This is a genomic window from Rhizobium gallicum bv. gallicum R602sp (genome assembly GCF_000816845.1).
Taxonomy (GTDB): domain Bacteria; phylum Pseudomonadota; class Alphaproteobacteria; order Rhizobiales; family Rhizobiaceae; genus Rhizobium; species Rhizobium gallicum.
The window spans coordinates 1,223,978-1,242,349 of sequence record NZ_CP006880.1; the positions used below are offsets into that span (position 1 = coordinate 1,223,978).

Genomic DNA, 18,372 nt, shown 5'->3' on the forward strand with positions numbered 1-18,372 from the left:
CTCGCCGCCCCGAAGCTCGGACGCATTAGAATCACGTGTTTCTCCAAGCTTTCGATACGCATGGCGGTTTGAACTTCCCAAACGGAAGCTTCGAGAACTTGATCTGAAGTCGTTCATCCTGCACTCGGCATATACCATCGCATGCGCAGTATCGTGATCGCGTAATCGGAAGTCCGTCCACATCGTTCCGCCGAGAAATCTGACATCACCGATGCTCCAAGCTTCGTTTTTCGAGGAAGTTGGACATTGGGATCGCGATCGGCCAGGGGCATCCCGAATGTGCGCTTGCATCGCAATGGCGACGGTCATTCTTGATATAAGTCATTTCAGATGACAGCGGATGCCATCTATCTGGCCGCCATAACGCGGTCCTAGTGGCGGGCGAAGTGAGGAATAGATTTGAAGTCCTGCACCAATTTGGGAACGGCTAACCCTCTCACAGCGTTTTCAGATGGTCGGGTTTGATCGCTATCAACGCGCCTTGCCTCGCGCACATCGTCGCCTCAAAACCGAGGTTACGTCATGACGCACAAGCAAAGTCCTGTTTCGGCCCGAATGGCGCTCGATGCTCACGCCCCTTTTGCGCCGCGGCAAGGAAAGGAGTTTTCGCATGACATCCTTGGACGATAGAAGACGGGCGCTTGAAGACAAATACATTCTCGACTTTGAGCGGTCGCTGAAGGTTCGTGCCCGCCGAAACCGCCTGCTGGCGGAATGGGTTGCCGCTGCTATCGGCCGCAACGACGTCGACGCTTATGTGAACGAGGTTGTGGCAACAGCCATCACGTCTCCGGGAGATGCAAATCTGCTGCAGAAGATTCGCGCGGACTTCAGTGCCGCTGGCCGCGCTGCCGATGAAGCACTTCTCCGCGAGAAGATGCACGACCTGATGTATTTGGCTGCCGAAGCCATGGAGAGGGAGGATGCAACGCAAAGCTAGCGGGACGACAGTGACCATATGGAGGTCCATCCCCTGAGAGCGGAGCGCGGCCAAGCTTTCGCAGCCCCCGGTCCACCTGCCGTGCAGGCGCCCGCTTAAGATTTTGCCATAGCGTAGTGTCGCTGCCGAGGAAGCCCGTGCCGGTGTCGAAGAAGCTGACCGCCTCTGTCGCTCGCCGGTTCCTTGATGCCCTTGGAGCGAGCAACGCCGGATTGTCATTGAGGCCGGAGATCGCGGCAGGATCCCGACGTTGACGGCGACGTCTCCCAGGGGATAAGGCCTTAACAAAGGTATTGCAGACGAGACAAGGTCCCTGCCCCCTGATGAGATAGCCCACGGCAACATAGAAGAACGAACGGAAATAGGTGGCGAATAGCCGCTCTTATGCAAGCTTCCGGCGGCTGGTCCTTTTCATCGTGCCAGCCCGAGCGAAGGTCATTTCTTCGGAAATGACCTTATCGGAGTTGTCGAGGATCGCGCGCCAAATGCGATTGCCGATCCTGAGGCTCAGCCGCTGCAGGCCGAGATCCTCGCCTTCACCAATTTCCACGGTACTTGCAACCAATCCCATCTGCAGTTTTCGCCTGAACTCGGTTCCGGAGAGGCCGAAGCGCGAGGAAAGCTCTGCGGGATTGAGGATAAAGTCACCATTGTCGTCGCGCGTTATCTGCATTCTGGATCTCTTTCCGGTCTTGCCCTGATCGCGTCTCTAGGCGTGCGTTGTATGCCTGGTCGCTTTTACCGAGATATTCGGTTTGGTGGAAAAGCGGATTTGCACAAGGTTGAACGGCGCGCACTACAATCCTATTCTCCGCGCATCCCTATGGTATGCTGATAGGAGAAACGGCAGGGCCAACGGCGCTTTGGAGCGGTTGAACGGCTGGAGCCGCTTGATGAAAGGAATTCCGTGCGGTTGATGTTTGCTGCCCTTGGCTTTGGTTTCGTTGCAATCGGCGTTATCGGTATCTTCGTGCCGCTGCTTCCGACGACACCGTTCCTGATCCTTGCCGCTGCTCTATTCTCCCGCTCCTCCCCGCGCTTTGAGCGCTGGCTGCTTGCCCATCCGCGCTTCGGCGAGCCACTGCGAAATTGGCGCCGCCAAGGGGCGATCCGGCGACGTCATAAGCTTGTCGCCTGTATCTCGATGATTTGCAGCTTTCTCATTCTGGTCGTTTTTTTCACACCTTCAGCAATTGCGATGGTTGGCGCTGGAGTTCTGATGGCGGTTGCTGCGATCTATGTCGCGTCCAGGCCCGAACCACGATACTGAAAATCGTCTGAAGACTACCACGCGGCCCTTGGCTTAGCGCCCCCGCACGAATTTCGTCCAGATCTTACCTTACACCTCCTTGGAGGGCTGGCATCTTGCGGGCGATCTTGTCTGTCCATTGGTGCGGCACCTGACGCTTGGACAAATGAATGGTGCGGGAGAGCTCCTGACATTGTCATTCATCTCGTGACAGGATGTGCAAACTTTTCAGTGTTGGTCAGCTCCAGCGCAATTGCAAACCAAGCAATCAAAATGCGCCGAAAACAAAACCTATCGGAGGCATGATCACCTAGAGTTCACGGTTCGGTCGCGAAGTCATGGGTATTCGATCCCTGGAAGGAACTAGAGGATTGGACGTGCATTTCCAGAGATTGCCCAAACGAACATGGACGCGCTTAATACCGCACTTGGAGGGATTGCCAGGATGAGTCTCGAAGGACACACGACAGCGCCGGGTGCAAACGTCCATGAGAACCATTACTGCGACCATGAAGATGCAAGTGGCATCCGTTGCACGCAATGGGGCTGTTACGGCTTCGAGGAGAGCACCGGCGCCACACGATGGTACTGCCGCAAGCACCAGCCGCTGATCTATCGCGGACTGCCTGCGCACGGCAGCATACACGTCTTTGTCGGACGTTAGCCCGCGCTGGTTTGCCGGTTGCCCATACGGCGGCGGAACGTTCTGTCAGCTCAAACGGAAGTGCGCTTCGACCGCTGCAGCAATGAATGCTTGTCGGGCTTTGGTCCCGTCGCACCCGCCCTTAAGAGCGTCGTCACATATCTGCTCTGCTCGTCGGTACTGGCTTCCATGATAAGCCGGCCAGGAACGATCAAGCATCGACCTGGCTTGCCGCACGGTCTTGACCGTTCGCATAATGCCCGTTACCGGATCCTCAAGAGTGATTGGGGTATCCCAGATAGCCCTTTTCATGACGCAGCACCTCCCGCAGCGGGAACGGTTTCATCCCAGAACCGTTCCGGGCCTGCCCCACTTCCGGCTGCATTGGTTAACGGGGTGTTTCTCTTTACCATCCGGCATGCCCTGAAGAACCGGTTCGATTGGACGCCACTGGCGACGGGTCGATCAAGGGCTCGTCAGCGGCGGTCCGGCGAGATCGAAGACGTTACGATCGGGTCAGTTTGTGGCGCTTCAAGCGGCACGGAGCCGAATTCGATCTTTGCAAGGATTAGCGGAGGATCGGGCTCGGCAGCACGCAGGAGACCGCCTTGGGGCCAGGCACGCCGCAATTCCTCCTTGGACATTGCTGCGACGTTCACGTCGATATCGGTCAGCGTGCCCGGCACGCGATAAGGACAACGCCGTTTTGAACAGTTGCTGGCGGAAGAAAACTGCCAGAGAAAATAGTTCTGCCAGTTCCCAAGCGGAAAGACCTTGCGGATGTCCGGCTTGTAACGCGCATACCAAAGGGGCAGCCTGGCCAGTACACTGTAGTCGCGCCGATATGCGGCAATATAGCGTGCCGTATCATGGTTCGTATAAAGGATCGGATAGCGTCCAGTTCTTGCCCTGATGTGCCCGACAAAAATCTGCGCATCCTCGAGCGACATGAACCGATCGTGGTCGATGCCTTCGATGTCGAGGATCATCAGATCGTCCGCATCCGGCGTCGCATAGTCGAGGAAGTGATTGGCCTGGTCGATGGGATTGCCGGGCCGGCCGACATGGTAGGCACCCCAGAGCAAGCCGTTCTGTCGGGCAATCATCCGGCGGCTCGTGTAAAGCTCGCGGCTTACCGCGTATTTCCGCCACATCGTCTTGCAATGCGCAAACGTGTCTCCACGGTGCGCGCCCTCGCAGCTGAAGCTCTCAGGTAGACCATCCGACGCCTTGGAAATAAAGGCCGCGACGCGCTGGTCCTTGAGCAATGCCTGCCAATCGATCGCATTCATTTCATAGGCGTCGACAACCAGCGCGTTGTTTGAACTCTTCCAGGGCGACACATCCGCCGCAAGCAGCCCCCCTGCTTCAGCGATGAAAACAAGCAGACAAAGGCAAGAAAGAATCGATGTTCGGAGACCCTTCATCGATCCAAGGTAAAATATCCTGAGTTTATAATATATTAAGAATAAGTCAGCCTTACGCGCCGCGTCCAAGCGGCAGATTGAGCGCCATGGCCATGGCGCTCAAGTGCACCATCCGCTCACCGGCGAAGCGCTCGGAACCAAGTCTGTCCCTTGAGACTCGCGACGATCATATGTGCCAGTCCGTTGCAGCGGATTGGGCGCTGGCCGTGGCCGGGGCATCATCGAGCGAATAGGCATGGATGTAGTCTATCTTCATCTGTGCCCCATCGGCGAACCCCGCACCCGGCGCTCCGGCCGTGCCGCCGACGGCGAGGTTTACCAGCATGTACATTGGATCATGCATGTCGGCTGGCGTATCGGCATGGGCAACGGCGACATCGTCGAAATACCAGACGATCTGATCTTCGTTCCACAAGACCCCATAGGTGTGGAAGCCATCGGTGCTTGGGACCTTGACCGGCGTCCAGTCCGAGGTGCGTGAGCCGGTCTCGTTGCTGTGGACTGTCACGTTGACAGTGTTTGGATCCTGCCCGCGCATCTCGACGACGTCGAGTTCCGGCGGCCACGAACCATCTTCAGGCAGCAGCCAGAAAGCCGGCCAGGCACCCTGCTCGGTCGGCATGTCGGCGCGCATTTCGAAGTAGCCATAGGTCTGAGCGAAGGAGGAATGCGTATTCAAGAGGCCCGACGTATAATCGTAGCCGTTGATCTGCGATTGGATTGCGTCGGAGGCCGGCGCCGCTGTTATGGTCAGCACCCCATTCTGAACGGAAAAGGGATTGACGGCCGAGGTCGCAGAATAGGACGGATTGATGTACCACTGGAGTTCGCCATTGCCGGGGAGCGTGCTGCCCTTTTCCGGCGCCCACCAGAATTTGGCATCCCAGATGCCCTGGTCACCGTTGCGCAGCGACAGGCTGTTGAATTCATCGGCAAATGTGAGCGTAAGTGCGGACCGGTCGAGCGTCAGCTGGAACTGATCCGCCCTGAGGTCGGCGACGGTTTTGTTCGCAAAAACGATACTTTCTCCGCCACCGAGATCGAGTCGCAGGTTTGCTCCCTCCTGTGTGAGGTGGCTTACGACCTGATCAAAGCTCGACAGCCCATAGCTGTTCAATCGGACGATATCGTCGGTGCCAAAATCGACGACAAGGTCGCTGCCGTTGCCGCGCGTGAAGATGAACGTGTCGGAACCGCCGGCGCCGATGAGGACATCGTTGCCCGCGCGACCATCTATCGTCTGACTGCCGGATCCGCCGGTGATGATATTGTCCGCCCCATTGCCAAAGGCGTAGCGGCCGCTGCCGGTGACGGTCAGATTTTCGAAGTTTTCAGGAAGCGTATAGCTCATCCAGGTGCTGATGGTATCGACCCCGGCGTTCGCGGCCTCCACCGCGCGATTGATGCTGGAATAGAGGTAATAGATGTCGTCACCTGTTCCGCCCTGCATGGTAACGTTTACGGAGGCGTCGCCCCAGATCGAATCGTTGCCGCTCGTCCCATTCAGTACAGGGCCTGAACCTTTGGCCGAAAACCAGGCGCTCGATGCACCGCTATAAAAGAGTGATTTACCAACGGCGTTCGTAACCGAGCTTGCCATATATGATTCTCCTTTGTTTTCTGCCTTGCGATAGTAGACGACGATTTAGGCGGTTTTGACACCTGTCGATTGATTTTAGCTTCAACCTCCACGGAAAGCCTGCAACAGACCTAATGGAAATATCGCCGCGCGTTTGCGACTGTGCCACCGTCTGACGTTCGGACCATATTGATCCATGGTGACACGGAAAAGACATGCGCTTGCCCTCGCCGCTCGGGCGTCCGCCAGATCACTCAGTCCTCCCGGAACGCGCGTGCCACCTGGTCGGTCAGAGGCTTCGTCAAATAGGCAAGAGCAGTACGCGCACCTGTTTGCACGAATGCTTCCACCGGCATGCCGGGGACGGGCACAAGACCGCCCAATCGGCTCCATTCGCTCTGCTCAACCGAGATCCGTACGGCATAGTAGGTCGTGCCGCTCTCCCGATCCGTGGTCAGATCGGCGGCAATCTGCTGGACGATACCGTTGATTTCGGGCGTATTCCTTTGGTTGAAGGCTGAAAATCGCAGCCTGACCTCTTGGCCAATGGATAGCTGATCGATGTCTTGGGGCAAGACGCGGACTTCGGGCGTCAGCGTATCGCGGGCGGGCACGATCTGCATGATCGGCTCACCGGGCGGAACGACGGCGCCGGCGGAGTGGACCGTAAGCTGATGGACGATACCTGTCTGAGGCGCCCGGATGTCAACGCGCCGCAATTCGTCTCTTGCGGCGACCATTCGTTCGGAGAATTCTCCGATGTCGCTCTGCGTCTTGCGCAGTTCGTCCGATACTTCGCTGCGGTGATCGTCATCGATCTGAATGATCTGCAATTCCGTCTCGGTGACCTTACCGTTCGTCTGCGCAAGGCTTGCCACAAGGCTGCCGAGTTCCCCCGTCAGGCGCGCGGACTCGCGTTCAAGGGCATAGAGACGGTTGACGGGCACGATACCTTGGTCGAACAGGCGCCTGACGCTCACAAGCTCCTTGTCGATCAGCGCCATCTCTGCCTTCTTGCCGGTCTGCTGGGCGACAAGTCCCTCCGCTTCCTGCCGCAATTGCTGGATGCGTTCGCGCAACTGGGCTTTTCTGCTGGCACGCGATGTCCGGCGATCTTCGAACAATCGGCGCTCGCCTTCGATGATGCCGCCGTCTCCAGCTTCGCCTGCCTGTTCTAACAGGCTATCGGGAAACCCGATCTCCTCAACGCCGTCCCGTTCGGCGCCCAGCCTGGCAGAGGCCGCCGACAGCTCGTTCAGTCGCCGGGAGATGATTGCGAGGTTTGCCCGCAATTGCGTGTCGTCCAGATGCACGAGGATTTGCCCAGCCTCCACCATCCCGCCGTTTTTGACGAAGATTTTCCCGACAGTGCCCCCCTTTTGATGCTGAACGGGCTTCACATAGCTGTCGACGACAAGCGTGCCGTTCGCAATCACCGCGCCGGAGAGATAGGTCGTGGCTCCGAGACCTCCAACCACGCCGACCAAAAGCAGGACCATCGCAAGTGCGATTGTCGTAAGGCGGCTGATTGCAGCTTCGGATATAGGAGCTCGCTTGTCGATCAACTGTCGCCTCCCGCGATCACGGTCAGCGTGCTACTGCGCGGAGCCGTCGAAACAGTCGCCTTATTGAGAACCTCGTCTTTCGCCCCGAAGGCCTGAAGCTGTCCATTGGCGAGTACCAGAACAAGATTGGCGGCCGCCAAAGCACTTGGCCGGTGAGCAATAACGATGGCAATGCCCTTGCGTGCCCGGATGCCTGCGATCGCCTGAGCGAGCGCTGCCTCGCCATCGCTGTCAAGGTTCGAGTTCGGCTCATCCAGGACGACAAGAAAAGGATCGCCATAGAGCGCGCGCGCCAGGCCAATGCGCTGACGCTGCCCGGCCGAAAGCATCGATCCGTTCTCGCCGATCTGGGTATCGAAGCCCTCGGGAAACTGCACGATCATCTCATAGACGCCCGCAGCTCTTGCCGCTGCAATGATTTTCTCGGACGGGGCACTTCTGTCGAAACGCGCGATATTTTCGGCAATGGAGCCTTCGAAAAGCGACACTTCCTGCGGCAGATAGCCGATCGACCGGCCGAGCGATGACGGGTCCCACTGATCAAGGGACGCCTTGTCGAGACGCACCGCGCCGCCGATAGGTTTCCAAAGACCGACGAGTCCGCGGGCAAGCGACGATTTTCCAGATGCGCTCGGCCCGATGACGCCGACGGCGTCTCCGGCCTCTGCCTTGAACGAGATACCGCGCAGTACCATCGTCCGGGTACCAGGAACGGCAATATGAAGCGCTTCCACGGACAGATTCGCGGTCGGTGCAGGCAGATCGACGTGCCGCTCCTCGGCCGGCAGCAATTCCAGATGCTTCGTCAGTCTGCTCCAGCTTTGCCGGGCGGCGACAAAGCCCTTCCATTGTCCGATTGCAAGCTCCACAGGTGCCAACGCCCTGCTGACGAGGATGGAACTTGCGATCATGATGCCGGGCGTCGCCTCTTGCCTGACGACCAGGATGGCGCCGACCGCAAGCACACCGGATTGCAGCATCATCCGAAGGACTTTTGAGATCGACATCAGACCGGTCGTGACGGTCGTCGCCGAGATATGATTGGCAAGATACCGGTTGTTAACCTCGGTCCATTTGGTGGCCAGCAACGACCCGAACCCCATGGCCAACACGGCTTCGGAGTTCCGCCGTGTCGCTTCGGCAAGATTCAGTCGCCGCGCGGAAAGCTCTGCGGCAATTTTTGCCGGTTTGCGGGACTTGAATTCGGCGAGTGCTGTAAGGCCTATCAACATCACCGCACCGGCGAGCGCCGTGACACCGATCCAGAAGTGAAAGAGAAAGCACAGACCGATGTAAAAAAGCATCCACGGCATATCGAACAGCGCCGTTGGCCCGGGGCCTGAGAGAAAACCGCGTACGGTATCGAGATCGCGGATCGACTGCAGACCGTCACCCGGCATTCGCATCCGCGAGGGCAATAGGATCAGGGAGTTGTAGACGTCGCCGCCCAAACGCTCGTCGACAGCGGCTCCGGCGCGCATCAAGAGCATCGAGCGGATAAAATCGAGCAATCCCTGGAAGATGAAGAGCGTTGCTGCGATGATCGCAAGCCCGGCAAGTGTCGGCAGGCTTCGGCCCGGAATCACCCGGTCATAGACTTGCAACATGAAGAATGAGCCAGTGAGCGCTAATATGTTGACAATGCAGCTCGTGGCTCCGACACCCAGGAAAGCGCGCTTGAGGGAAAAAAGCACCGCCACAAGGAAAGCCCGTGGTGGGCCGGATTTTTCGTTCGTCATGCAGCGCTCCGCGGTTGTATCACCGACACGAAGCGGGAGCCTTCGTGCAGGCCATTCAACATTTGATTCTCAGTTCGATGCTATTGTTATCATCCCATGCGATCGGCGTGTTCCCGTTAAAAAACTTTCTTTCGGTCTAAATTAAGGACCGCTTTACAGCGGACGCATCTGAATGGCCGATGTGCAGGAACGGGACGTGGCCGCGCATGCCTTGCGGACGATATTTTCACCCACTATCTCAGTCTCGGCGTTCGAGAAAATCAAGCCCCGGCCTGCAAATCCTGCTGTGGATAAGGGAGATTGCCGACGAAATTTGGCCCTGTTGGCAGCCTACGGGCTTCGAGCCGGCAACCTTTCGTTAACCATGCCGGCCTATTAATAGGGCGCTGCTTTTCCGCGATAGCAAGGCAGCATGTCGCGTAGGCTTTGAAGCTTCAGGCACGCGGCGCTTGGGCTGGATATCTTCTCCAAGGAGTTTGCAAATGCAGCTTATCGCTTTACCGGATACGTTCAATCTGATCGGCAACGATGCGCTTATCGTCATGAAGGCCGAAGACACGCATCAAGCCGTGTGTGTGACGAAAGATGCGCTTGCTGGCGTTCAGGCTGCGCCTGACCCACGGTGGCTGCCGCAGGATCTGAGCGTACTCGAACTTATTGCAAGCCGGAAATTCGATCATGGCGAGATCGCCTTCGATGGCCGCATCTGGATCACGGCGAAGGATGTCCAGAACTGGCATAAAATGACGCGGCACTAAATCCAACCGACCGCGACCGGTTACGAGCGAGCGGTAAGACAACTGTCGCATTTCCGTAATATCCCAGCCCTAAGTTTAGAATGGCTCCAAAACTAGGGGGCCGTTCTCAACTTTGGAGCCAGTCCCATGAACGAACATCTTTCTCAAAAGATATTCCCCACGACGCAACTTGAAGACGCAGATGGCGAAGGCCACAATTCAAGCCTCAATCCGACCATGGGCGAAATCATCAGCAAGCGCTTTTCGCGCCGTAGTTTCCTCCAGGGTTCGCTTGCAGTTGCCGCCATTACCGCGACCGTCAGCCCTGTGGCGTTGATGACAGCGGAAAAGGCGCGCGCGAATGGCGCTTCGGCCTTCTCCTTCCCGGAAGTCGAGGCCGGCGTGGATGCCAATCATCACGTCGCCGAAGGGTACAACGCCGACGTCCTTTTGCGTTGGGGTGACGCGCTCTTCCCGGACGCACCGGCCTTCGACCCGACCAAGCAGACGGCAGAAGCGCAGCGCCGGCAATTCGGGTACAACAACGACTATGTCGGCTTCATCCCGCTTGAAGGTTCTTCGACCCACGGGCTGCTTGTCGTAAATCACGAATATACGAACCCGCACCTGATGTTTCCCGGTATCGTCAAGATCGTCGACGGGAAGATCTCCCAGAGCAAGCTCAGCAAGGAACAGGTCGACGTCGAAATGGCCGCGCATGGCGGCACGATCGTCGAGATCCGCAAGGTCGACGGAAAGTGGCAGGTCGTCCCGGAAGGCCGCTACAACCGCCGCATCACCTCTACCACGGAAATGCAGCTTACCGGCCCGGCCGCCGGTCATGATCGGGTCAAGACCTCAGCCGACGCCACCGGCACGCGCGTCATCGGCACGCTCAACAACTGTGCTGGCGGTGTGACCCCCTGGGGAACCTACATCATGGCTGAAGAGAATTTCCACGGCTATTTCTCCGGCGAACTGCCGGAAGGCCATAAGGAAGCCGCCAATTACAAGCGCTACGGCGTGCCGGAAGGCGGATACGACTGGGCCAATTATTACGACCGCTTCGACCTCTCCAAGGAACCGAACGAACCGAATCGCTTTGGCTGGATCGTCGAAGTCGACGTCATGGATCCGACCGCGATCCCGAAGAAGCGCACCGCTCTTGGCCGTACCAAGCATGAGGGAGCGGCATCGATCGTCAGCAAGGACGGCCGTGTTGTCTTCTATCTCGGCGACGATGAACGCTTCGACTATGTCTATAAGTTCGTGTCGTCGGGAACGTTCAATGCGAACGACCGTGCCGCCAATCTTGATCTCCTCGATGAGGGCACGCTTTACGTGGCCAAATTTGCCGAGGACGGTACGTTGCAGTGGCTACCGCTCATCTTCGGCCAGGGACCGCTGACAGCCGAAAACGGTTTTGCCAGCCAGGCCGACGTTCTCATCGAGACGCGTCGCGCCGCCGACATTATCGGCGCAACGAAAATGGACCGGCCGGAAGACATCGAACCGAACGCCGTCAACGGCAAGGTTTATGTCATGCTGACCAACAACAGCAAGCGCAAGGCCGATCAGGTGGACGCCGCAAATCCCCGACCCGACAACGCCTTCGGTCACATCATCGAGATCACCGAGGATGGCGGCGATTACTCCGCAACTTCAGGCAAATGGGAAGTTCTCTTAAAGTGCGGCGATCCTGCGGTTGCCGAAGTCGGCGCGACGTTCTCGACCGAAACTTCCAAGAACGGCTGGTTCGGCATGCCGGACAACTGCGCCGTCGATTCGGCCGGCCGTCTTTGGGTCGCAACGGACGGCAATAACAACAAGGCCACCGGCCGCACTGACGGCCTTTGGGCTGTCGACACCGAGGGTGACGCCCGCGCCACCTCTCGCCTGTTCTTCCGCGTCCCGGTCGGTGCCGAGCTCTGTGGTCCGCTCTTTGCCCCGGATGACGAAACGGCTTTCGTCGCCGTGCAGCATCCCGGGGACGGCGGTGATGACTGGGCGGGCCATGGCCGCCCATCCTATTACGAAGATCTTTCCACCAGGTGGCCAGACTTCAAGGATGACATGCCAGTGCGTCCGTCTGTACTTGCCATCACTAAGATCGGCGGCGGCAAGATCGGCATCTGAGACGGCGCGTTGACACAGCCTTTGTTAGCCGGGACGAGTCCGTCGTCCCGGCTATTGTTGGCCGCCGGAACACAATTTTGTCTGCATCCCATGCCCTCTCGCGTCACAAAAACTTCATGCACTTCTGCGAAAGCTTTGGCCAAACGATTTGCGCATCCTTTCGATAAGAATTCTTCATGACCTCGTCCTCAGTCTCCACCCGCCTGTCACCGGCGGCCTCGCAACGGCTTTTGCTCCTGGCAAATACGGCACTGAAAGCGGGGCAAACCGCCCGCAGATCGCTAAAGCGGCGGCTGGTGAGCGAGATCGTCTCGAAGGCTCCGCGTGACTACCAGACGGAAATCGACGTGGCGGTCGAGCGGATCATCGTCGATGAGGTGGCGAAAGCCTTTCCCACTTACGCGATCAAAGGAGAGGAAGCCGTCGGCAATCGTGATGCCGAGGCCAGCACACCTGTCATCTATATCGACCCGATCGACGGCACGACAAACTACGCATGGGGCATTCCGCATTTCGGCATGACGATTTCGATCGCCGAAGGTGACCGCATCGTGGCTGGTGTCATCTATGATGCGATGCAGGATGAACTGTTCAGCGCGGAGGCCGGCGGCGGCGCTTATCTCAACGGCGAACCGATCCGCTGCATCGAGAACGCCGAAATCGAAAGCGTCCTAATCGGCGCTGGACTGCCCGTTCCAGGACAAGTGAAAGCCGTCAGCGAGGACACTTACTTCACCGCGCTCAAGCGGCTGATGGTCAATACGGCTGGTGTGCGGCGGCTGGGCTCAGCAGCACTTTCGATTGCCTATGTGGCATGCGGACGGCTGGACGGCTTTTTCGAAGACGGCCTGTCGTTGCATGATTATGGCGCGTCGGTCCTTCTGGTCGAAGAGGCTGGCGGACAGGTTTCGGCCTTTTCCGGCGGGCCGGTCACGGCAAACGGCGATATCCTCGCCGCAAATAGGGCGATCCATCCGTGGCTTGTCCAGGGGTTTAACTGAGCTGGGGACTTACAGGTGCTTGACCAGCAGCGCTTCCAGCCCGACCGGATCGTCGGTCGTGATTTGATCCGCTTTCAGGTCAAGAAGCCGGCGAACCTTCGGCAAGACTTCGGGAACGGCTGCCGTGACGGTATAGGCATCGACGCGGCGGCCAGCGCGATGGAAGGCGTCAATGAGATCATAACCTGCAGCGTCGGCGAAGAGTACCAGTTCGTAATTGAGATAGAACATTCGCGCGCGCGGCGATGCCTTCAGCGCTGTTTCCACGAAGCCTGCGAAGTCGCGGCTTTCGATCAAGCGCTCAATCGCCCCGTCGTAGCAAGGGTCATAGCCGATCGGCATGTCGGGAACCGCGCCGGAAAGCCGTTCGACGGCTGCAGCGTCGCCTCCAGACAGAATGACCGATCGCGCGACCGGCGACATTGCTGCGGCAAAGGCGGTAATATCCACGTCGCGAATACTCGCCGACGCCTCCTTGAGATCCAACTGCAGGACGGCATTTTCATCGCATTCGCCCGCAAGAAGAAGCTGCCCGAGATCGTCGATCAGCATCACCGGGTGATCTGCCGGCACGCCGGCATCATCGCGAAGTTGCAAGCCACGCAGATACTCCTGCGAAGCATTCACGACACGGCCCGTGCCCGTCGTGGCCCGATCGAGTGTTTCATCGTGAAGAACCGCAAAACCTTCGCCGCAAAAACGAATGAGATCTATCTCGACGCTGGCGCCGAGCAACATGCCTTCGGCGATCCGCTGGCGCGTGAATGAGATGTCACCGGCGAAGCGATGGCCACGATGCCATTTCAGCCATGTCCGGTGCGCACCTGTATCGACGGCAATCCCTCTGCGGTCAGACATGTCCGAGCATCCGATCGGTTTGCAGCTCGCCGGCGGCGGCCGACCGATGGACGAGCTTGTTGTCACGAAAGGCGAAATAGGCGGTGGCTGCCGGTTCCACAAGGGAGCCCCTTGTCCAATCGACATCCGGTGCCGTCATGGCCTTGAGCCGCGTGCCGTCTGCAAGGTCGATATCGACGATCCTGTGAGTGCCGAAATCGATGCTGCGATGCACGATTCCGGCGCCTGACTTCTTTGTCCGGCTGAGCGAGAGCGCTTCCGGTCGGAAGGCGAGCACGAGATCGCCGTCTTCGACCGGAACTGTAAGCGAAAAGTCCGGATGTTCGCTGATCCCGTTGCGGACCTTCACGCGAACGAAATTCATGGAGCCGATAAAACCTGCCACGAATTCGGTCTTCGGTTCGCGGTAAATGAGGTCCGGCGATGCGGTCTGTTCCGTGCCGCCATCCCGCATGACGACGACCCGGTCGGCAAGCGCCAGTGCCTCGTCCTGCCCATGAGTGACAAACAGGGTCGTGATGCCCAGGCGCTGCTGGATGTCGCGCACCTCTTCCCGCAGGCGCTCGCGCAAATGCTGGTCGAGACTGGCAAAAGGCTCGTCGAGCAGCAGGATCTTCGGCTCGAGCACGAGCGAGCGCGCCAGCGCCACGCGCTGCTGCTGCCCGCCCGAAAGTTGTGTCGTCATCCGCTTTCCGTAGTTGGAAAGGCCGACAAGTGCGAGCGCGCTTTCAACCCGCTCGGTGATCTCGGGTTTCGGCAGCCTGCGTATCCTCAACCCGAATGCAATATTGTTGAAGACGTCCATATGCGTCCAGAGCGCATGGCTTTGAAACACCATCCCTGTCGGGCGCTTCTCCGGCGCAAGTGTCGTAACATCCTTGGCGTCGATGAGAATTGAACCTGCGCTCGGTCGCTCGAAACCGCCGATCATGCGAAGAAGCGTCGACTTTCCGGACCCCGATGGTCCGAGCAGGCAGACGAGCTCGCCATCATCGACATCGAGCGAGAAATCGCGCACCGCGAACGAAGCGCCGAAGGCCTTTGAAATCCCTTTGATCGTCAAGCGTGCCATCTCAAGCCTTTCTTCGGGTCATGCCCCATCCGCACGTCACGCGCCAAAGCCGCGGGCAAAGGCACCCGTTCCAACGACACGGCGGGCAAACATCAGCGCGATGAAGGACGGCACCCACAACAGGACCGAGAGGACTGCGCCGTACTGCACGACGATCTGATTGTTGATGAAGGTGATCATCAATACCGGCATGGTTCGGACTTCAGGAGCACCGATCAGCCACGCTCCCTCCGTTTCGTAGAAGGTACCAACAAAGGTGAGCAGAAGCGCAGCCGCAATTGTCGGTGCAGCCTGCGGAAGGGTGATCGACCAGAACACCCGCAGTGGTGCGGCACCTGCATCCCGGGCCGCTTCCTCCATGCGCCGGTCAACGTTCTGGAACGCCGCGACAGGGATCCAGATCATCAGCATGAGGGTGCCGACGAGCTGGATCAGGACGACACCCCAGAACGTGCTGATCAGGCCGAGCTGCAGGAAGATGCCGGCGATCGCGACAAGCAGTCCGAACTTCGGGAAGGCGTGCGAAGCAAGAAAGGACAGGAAGAGGATGTTCCTGCCCGGAAAGGTCATGCGCGCAAATGCGTAAGCCGCCGGCAGGCAGATGACGGCCGACAGCAGCGTCACGGTCGCCGTCAGCCGAAGGCTGAGAAAAAGCGATTCCCAGACGTCGGAGCGCGATAGCGTCTGTGACCAGAAGCGCAACCCGAACTGCTGCGGAATGACAGAGGGATAGCGCCAAACCTCGGTAAAGGCCCAGGTTCCGACAACAATCAGCGGAAGCGCGATGAACAGGGTCAGCAGCGCCGCAAACAGGATGCCAACCCAATCAATCCTTGCCGCACTGGCAGTTGTACCATGGATCATCGACCGCCCTCCCGGTTTTTCGCGATCGAGCGAACATAGAAGATCCCGAACACCAGGCAGAAGCCGAAGGTGATCACCGCTTGCGTCAGAGCATTCAGCGGGTCGTTGAGGTCGGAGAACGTGCGTTGCATGAACGGCCCCATCATCTCGGGCGAAGCTGGACCAAGCACGTAAGGCAGCGTGAAGGACGAAAAGATGCCGAGGATGGCGAAGGAGGCCGTGACCAGAAACGAATTGCCCATTCGCGGCAGGATAATTGAAGCGAAGACCCGCAACGGAGAAGCACCGACATCGCGCGCAGCTTCGATCGAGCTTTTGGCGATATTGCCCAATCCGGCCGCCAGCATCAGCACCGTCAGGGGAAGATTGTCCCAGACGAGGCCGATCACTGGTCCCCAGGGCGTCAGATATGGAGACGGCAGCTTTGGCAGGCCGGTCGCGTTCAGGAGGATGTCGACGGTGCCGTTCGGACCGATCGTGCGGATAAGCGCGTAGGAGAGGATGATCGACGGGACGAACATCGGAAAGATTGCAAGGCCTTGGACATAGGCTGCGAGCCGTCCCCGCGAAAAGCGCAGATACAGCGCGATCGGTAGGCCTGTCGCGAGAAGCAGCAGGCCGCAAACCAGTGTCGTCCAAAGCGTAAGCCAGAGATTGGCCAGGCTATAGGTATCGCTGAAGAAAAAGCGATAGGAGGCAAGCGAAAAGACAGTAGCGCCGTCCGGTTGGCGCACGAAAACCGTGCCGATGACTGCGGCGATGATCGGATACACGATCAGCCAGCCCAGCAGAAGCACCGGCACGGCGACGAGAAGAAGCCCTGCCGAAGCGTTCGTGGCGGCTGGTGCGCGCCAGCGCGCCAGCGATCGTAGCGCAAACTCCCTGCGCATCAGGTACGGCTGATGCCCGGCGCGACGCTGCGGTACCAGCCGTCATTGATGGCAGGCTCCCAATCGCCGCTCGGAAAGGTCGGGATCGTCGCCGGGACGACATCGGTATATTTCTGGCGGAGTTGCTCGGAGATATGCTCCCAGGAGATGCCCGGAAAACCACCGATCTCGGTGATGATTGCTTCCTGCATCTCCTTTGTCAGCAGGAAGGCGGCGAGCTTCAAGGCCGCGTCCTTGTGTGCGCCGTTCGAAAACACCGTCATGCGCGAGAAATTGCCGCAAAGCGCAAGGTCGCCGAGCTGAACGAGGCCGGTCGTTTCCGGCAGAACGCCCTGCGAGATCGCTTGCAGGACCTGGTCGGACCAGACCGGCGTCATGGTGACGACGCCCTGCGCCAGAAGCTGGATCGACTGCGTGTTGCCGGCCGTATACGCGCCCTTTTCATAGAGCGACGGCGCAAGGTCGTTGAGGATCGCCCAGGCAGGCGTCAGGGTCTGGTTGGCGTAATCGGCCGAGAAGTTGTCGATCGTGAATTTCTTCGGATCGCGGCCGTTGGCCTCATGGATGGCGCGGCGAACGAAGTTGCCGCCTGAACCACCTTTGTCGGGACGATTGTAGATAAACTGGCCGGGATTGGCCTTGATCCATGAAATCAGCTGTTCCCAGGTTTTGGGCGCATCCTTTGGGTCGAGCTTGGCCTTGTCATAGGCGAGAAGAACCTGCGAGCCGCGGTAGGGAAGCGAATATTCGCTGTCGACGCTCAGCGGATTGACGCGGTCGAAGCCTTCGACGTTCTCTGCGGAGAACTTGACCCAAAGACCGGCGTCGATCCCACCCGTCGGCAGGCGTGGATCGAATGTTTCGAAGATGTCTGCCTGCGGATCGGTCTTGGTCTGGAGGGCGGCCAGGGCTCGATCGGCAATGGCGCGCAGGCCAGTATTGTCGCCGGCATCAGTGACCTTCAAGGCAACGTCTGGATGGGCCGCTTCGAAAGCCGGACGGACGATGTTGTTCCAGAAGTCGACGATATTGGCATCGGAGCCGCTGTAGAGATCGATCGTCCTCGCTGCTGCGGTGGCAAAACGCGGCGCAGCCAGAACAGCTGCTGCGGCCGACGACGTGATAAGAAACTCGCGTCTGTTCATTACCCACTCCATTCGTTTCGCGGTCGCACACCGCGTGCCTGTTGGAGCTAGCTAACGCTGACGCGTGACATCGGGATGACAAAAGGGTCCGGACGAAGGGTTTTTTGCACAGCCGTGCATTCATATCTATGCAACAACAACATCGACAAAAGAATAGGCGAGTCCGACGTTGTTGAATGCGGCCGATGATTGACGGCCGGTCTGTGGTCATCTTTTCGCCGTCGCGCTTACATTAGATTGTAATCAATCGCGGCTAGATTGTTTTCATCATCAGGAGGCAACTATGCGCGATATGACCATGTCAGAGGTATTGACCGATCCACTGATCCGGCAGCTTATGCGCGCCGACAGGGTATCGCTTGACGCTTTTGCAACATTGCTTCGCGAAGCTGCAGCGCGCGTCGATGCACGGGCAATGAATGGCACGAGCGCCGGTGTGCGGTCAGACGATAACGAGGCTTCAGCACAGTTGCACGGGACGATCATGCAAACGGAAGCCGTATAAAATGCATGCCCCAATGTTTGTC

Annotated in this window: 18 protein-coding genes and 1 pseudogene; 7 read left to right on the forward strand and 12 right to left on the reverse strand. The window is 58.6% G+C overall.

Annotated features, from left to right (window positions below; all coding sequences use genetic code 11):
- Window positions 1-610 precede the first annotated feature (610 nt).
- A complete protein-coding gene (locus tag RGR602_RS28925; RefSeq protein WP_040116571.1) occupies window positions 611-940 on the forward strand; it encodes an ATPase inhibitor subunit zeta in 330 nt (109 codons plus the stop codon).
- Between the two features lie 382 nt (window positions 941-1,322).
- Here the strand turns inward: RGR602_RS28925 and RGR602_RS28930 are convergent, their stop codons facing one another.
- Window positions 1,323-1,613, reverse strand: coding sequence for a DUF6522 family protein (locus tag RGR602_RS28930; RefSeq protein WP_040115453.1), 291 nt, complete (start codon window positions 1,611-1,613; stop codon window positions 1,323-1,325).
- A gap of 243 nt (window positions 1,614-1,856) precedes the next feature.
- Here RGR602_RS28930 and RGR602_RS28935 point away from each other — a divergent pair, with 243 nt between their 5' ends.
- Entirely contained in the window at window positions 1,857-2,210 is a 354-nt protein-coding gene (locus tag RGR602_RS28935) for a YbaN family protein (RefSeq protein ID WP_052451791.1), read from the forward strand.
- Between the two features lie 85 nt (window positions 2,211-2,295).
- On the opposite strand, the pseudogene RGR602_RS37770 reads toward RGR602_RS28935, so the two are convergent.
- A pseudogene (locus tag RGR602_RS37770) lies at window positions 2,296-2,449 on the reverse strand (NapC/NirT family cytochrome c); the annotation flags it as partial.
- 185 nt (window positions 2,450-2,634) lie between these two features.
- On the opposite strand from RGR602_RS37770, the gene RGR602_RS28940 reads away from it, so the two are divergent.
- Window positions 2,635-2,853 carry a hypothetical protein gene (locus RGR602_RS28940; RefSeq protein ID WP_040115455.1) on the forward strand — a complete coding sequence of 73 codons (219 nt, stop codon included), beginning with the start codon at window positions 2,635-2,637 and terminating at the stop codon, window positions 2,851-2,853.
- A 45-nt stretch (window positions 2,854-2,898) separates the two neighbouring features.
- Here RGR602_RS28940 and RGR602_RS39940 read toward each other — a convergent pair whose 3' ends face one another.
- The 5 genes from RGR602_RS39940 to RGR602_RS28965 all read right to left on the reverse strand — a co-directional run bounded on the left by RGR602_RS39940 (window position 2,899) and on the right by RGR602_RS28965 (window position 9,142).
- A complete protein-coding gene (locus RGR602_RS39940; RefSeq protein WP_052451792.1) occupies window positions 2,899-3,144 on the reverse strand; it encodes a DUF982 domain-containing protein in 246 nt (81 codons plus the stop codon).
- A 164-nt stretch (window positions 3,145-3,308) separates the two neighbouring features.
- Entirely contained in the window at window positions 3,309-4,259 is a 951-nt protein-coding gene (locus RGR602_RS28950; RefSeq protein ID WP_082046721.1) for a glycoside hydrolase family 25 protein, read from the reverse strand.
- A gap of 166 nt (window positions 4,260-4,425) precedes the next feature.
- On the reverse strand, window positions 4,426-5,859 hold the full coding sequence (gene eglC / locus RGR602_RS28955; protein ID WP_040115456.1) for an endo-1,3-1,4-beta-glycanase EglC: 1,434 nt from the start codon (window positions 5,857-5,859) through the stop codon (window positions 4,426-4,428).
- Window positions 5,860-6,092: 233 nt separating this feature from the next.
- Window positions 6,093-7,403, reverse strand: a complete 1,311-nt coding sequence (locus RGR602_RS28960; RefSeq protein WP_040115457.1) for an HlyD family type I secretion periplasmic adaptor subunit — start codon at window positions 7,401-7,403, stop codon at window positions 6,093-6,095.
- A complete protein-coding gene (locus RGR602_RS28965) occupies window positions 7,400-9,142 on the reverse strand; it encodes a type I secretion system permease/ATPase (protein ID WP_040115458.1) in 1,743 nt (580 codons plus the stop codon). The genes RGR602_RS28960 and RGR602_RS28965 overlap by 4 nt, the downstream gene beginning before the upstream one ends.
- Before the next feature lie 482 nt (window positions 9,143-9,624).
- Between RGR602_RS28965 and RGR602_RS28970 the strand changes: the two genes are divergently transcribed.
- The 3 genes from RGR602_RS28970 to RGR602_RS28980 all read left to right on the forward strand — a co-directional run bounded on the left by RGR602_RS28970 (window position 9,625) and on the right by RGR602_RS28980 (window position 13,016).
- Window positions 9,625-9,900: a hypothetical protein gene (locus RGR602_RS28970; RefSeq protein WP_040115459.1), complete on the forward strand. Its 276-nt coding sequence runs from the start codon at window positions 9,625-9,627 to the stop codon at window positions 9,898-9,900.
- Between the two features lie 126 nt (window positions 9,901-10,026).
- The gene (locus RGR602_RS28975) at window positions 10,027-12,015 is read left to right on the forward strand and encodes a PhoX family protein (protein WP_040115460.1); all 1,989 of its coding nucleotides are present in this window, start codon (window positions 10,027-10,029) and stop codon (window positions 12,013-12,015) included.
- A gap of 176 nt (window positions 12,016-12,191) precedes the next feature.
- Entirely contained in the window at window positions 12,192-13,016 is an 825-nt protein-coding gene (locus RGR602_RS28980) for an inositol monophosphatase family protein (RefSeq protein ID WP_040115461.1), read from the forward strand.
- A gap of 9 nt (window positions 13,017-13,025) precedes the next feature.
- On the opposite strand, the gene RGR602_RS28985 is transcribed toward RGR602_RS28980, so the two are convergent.
- The 5 genes from RGR602_RS28985 to RGR602_RS29005 are packed head-to-tail and all read right to left on the reverse strand — an operon-like array spanning window position 13,026 to window position 17,845.
- Window positions 13,026-13,874 (reverse strand): glycerophosphodiester phosphodiesterase, encoded by an 849-nt coding sequence (locus RGR602_RS28985; RefSeq protein ID WP_040115462.1) that lies wholly within the window; start codon window positions 13,872-13,874, stop codon window positions 13,026-13,028.
- A complete protein-coding gene (locus RGR602_RS28990; RefSeq protein ID WP_040115463.1) occupies window positions 13,867-14,946 on the reverse strand; it encodes an ABC transporter ATP-binding protein in 1,080 nt (359 codons plus the stop codon). The genes RGR602_RS28985 and RGR602_RS28990 overlap by 8 nt, the downstream gene beginning before the upstream one ends.
- Before the next feature lie 36 nt (window positions 14,947-14,982).
- Window positions 14,983-15,810, reverse strand: a complete 828-nt coding sequence (locus RGR602_RS28995) for an ABC transporter permease (protein WP_040115464.1) — start codon at window positions 15,808-15,810, stop codon at window positions 14,983-14,985.
- Window positions 15,807-16,700, reverse strand: coding sequence for an ABC transporter permease (locus tag RGR602_RS29000; RefSeq protein ID WP_040115465.1), 894 nt, complete (start codon window positions 16,698-16,700; stop codon window positions 15,807-15,809). The genes RGR602_RS28995 and RGR602_RS29000 overlap by 4 nt, the downstream gene beginning before the upstream one ends.
- Window positions 16,700-17,845 carry an extracellular solute-binding protein gene (locus tag RGR602_RS29005; protein WP_040115466.1) on the reverse strand — a complete coding sequence of 382 codons (1,146 nt, stop codon included), beginning with the start codon at window positions 17,843-17,845 and terminating at the stop codon, window positions 16,700-16,702. Before RGR602_RS29005 ends, RGR602_RS29000 begins: the two co-directional genes overlap by 1 nt.
- A gap of 283 nt (window positions 17,846-18,128) precedes the next feature.
- Between RGR602_RS29005 and RGR602_RS29010 the strand changes: the two genes are divergently transcribed.
- Window positions 18,129-18,350 carry a hypothetical protein gene (locus RGR602_RS29010; protein WP_040115467.1) on the forward strand — a complete coding sequence of 74 codons (222 nt, stop codon included), beginning with the start codon at window positions 18,129-18,131 and terminating at the stop codon, window positions 18,348-18,350.
- Window positions 18,351-18,372: the final 22 nt, after the last annotated feature.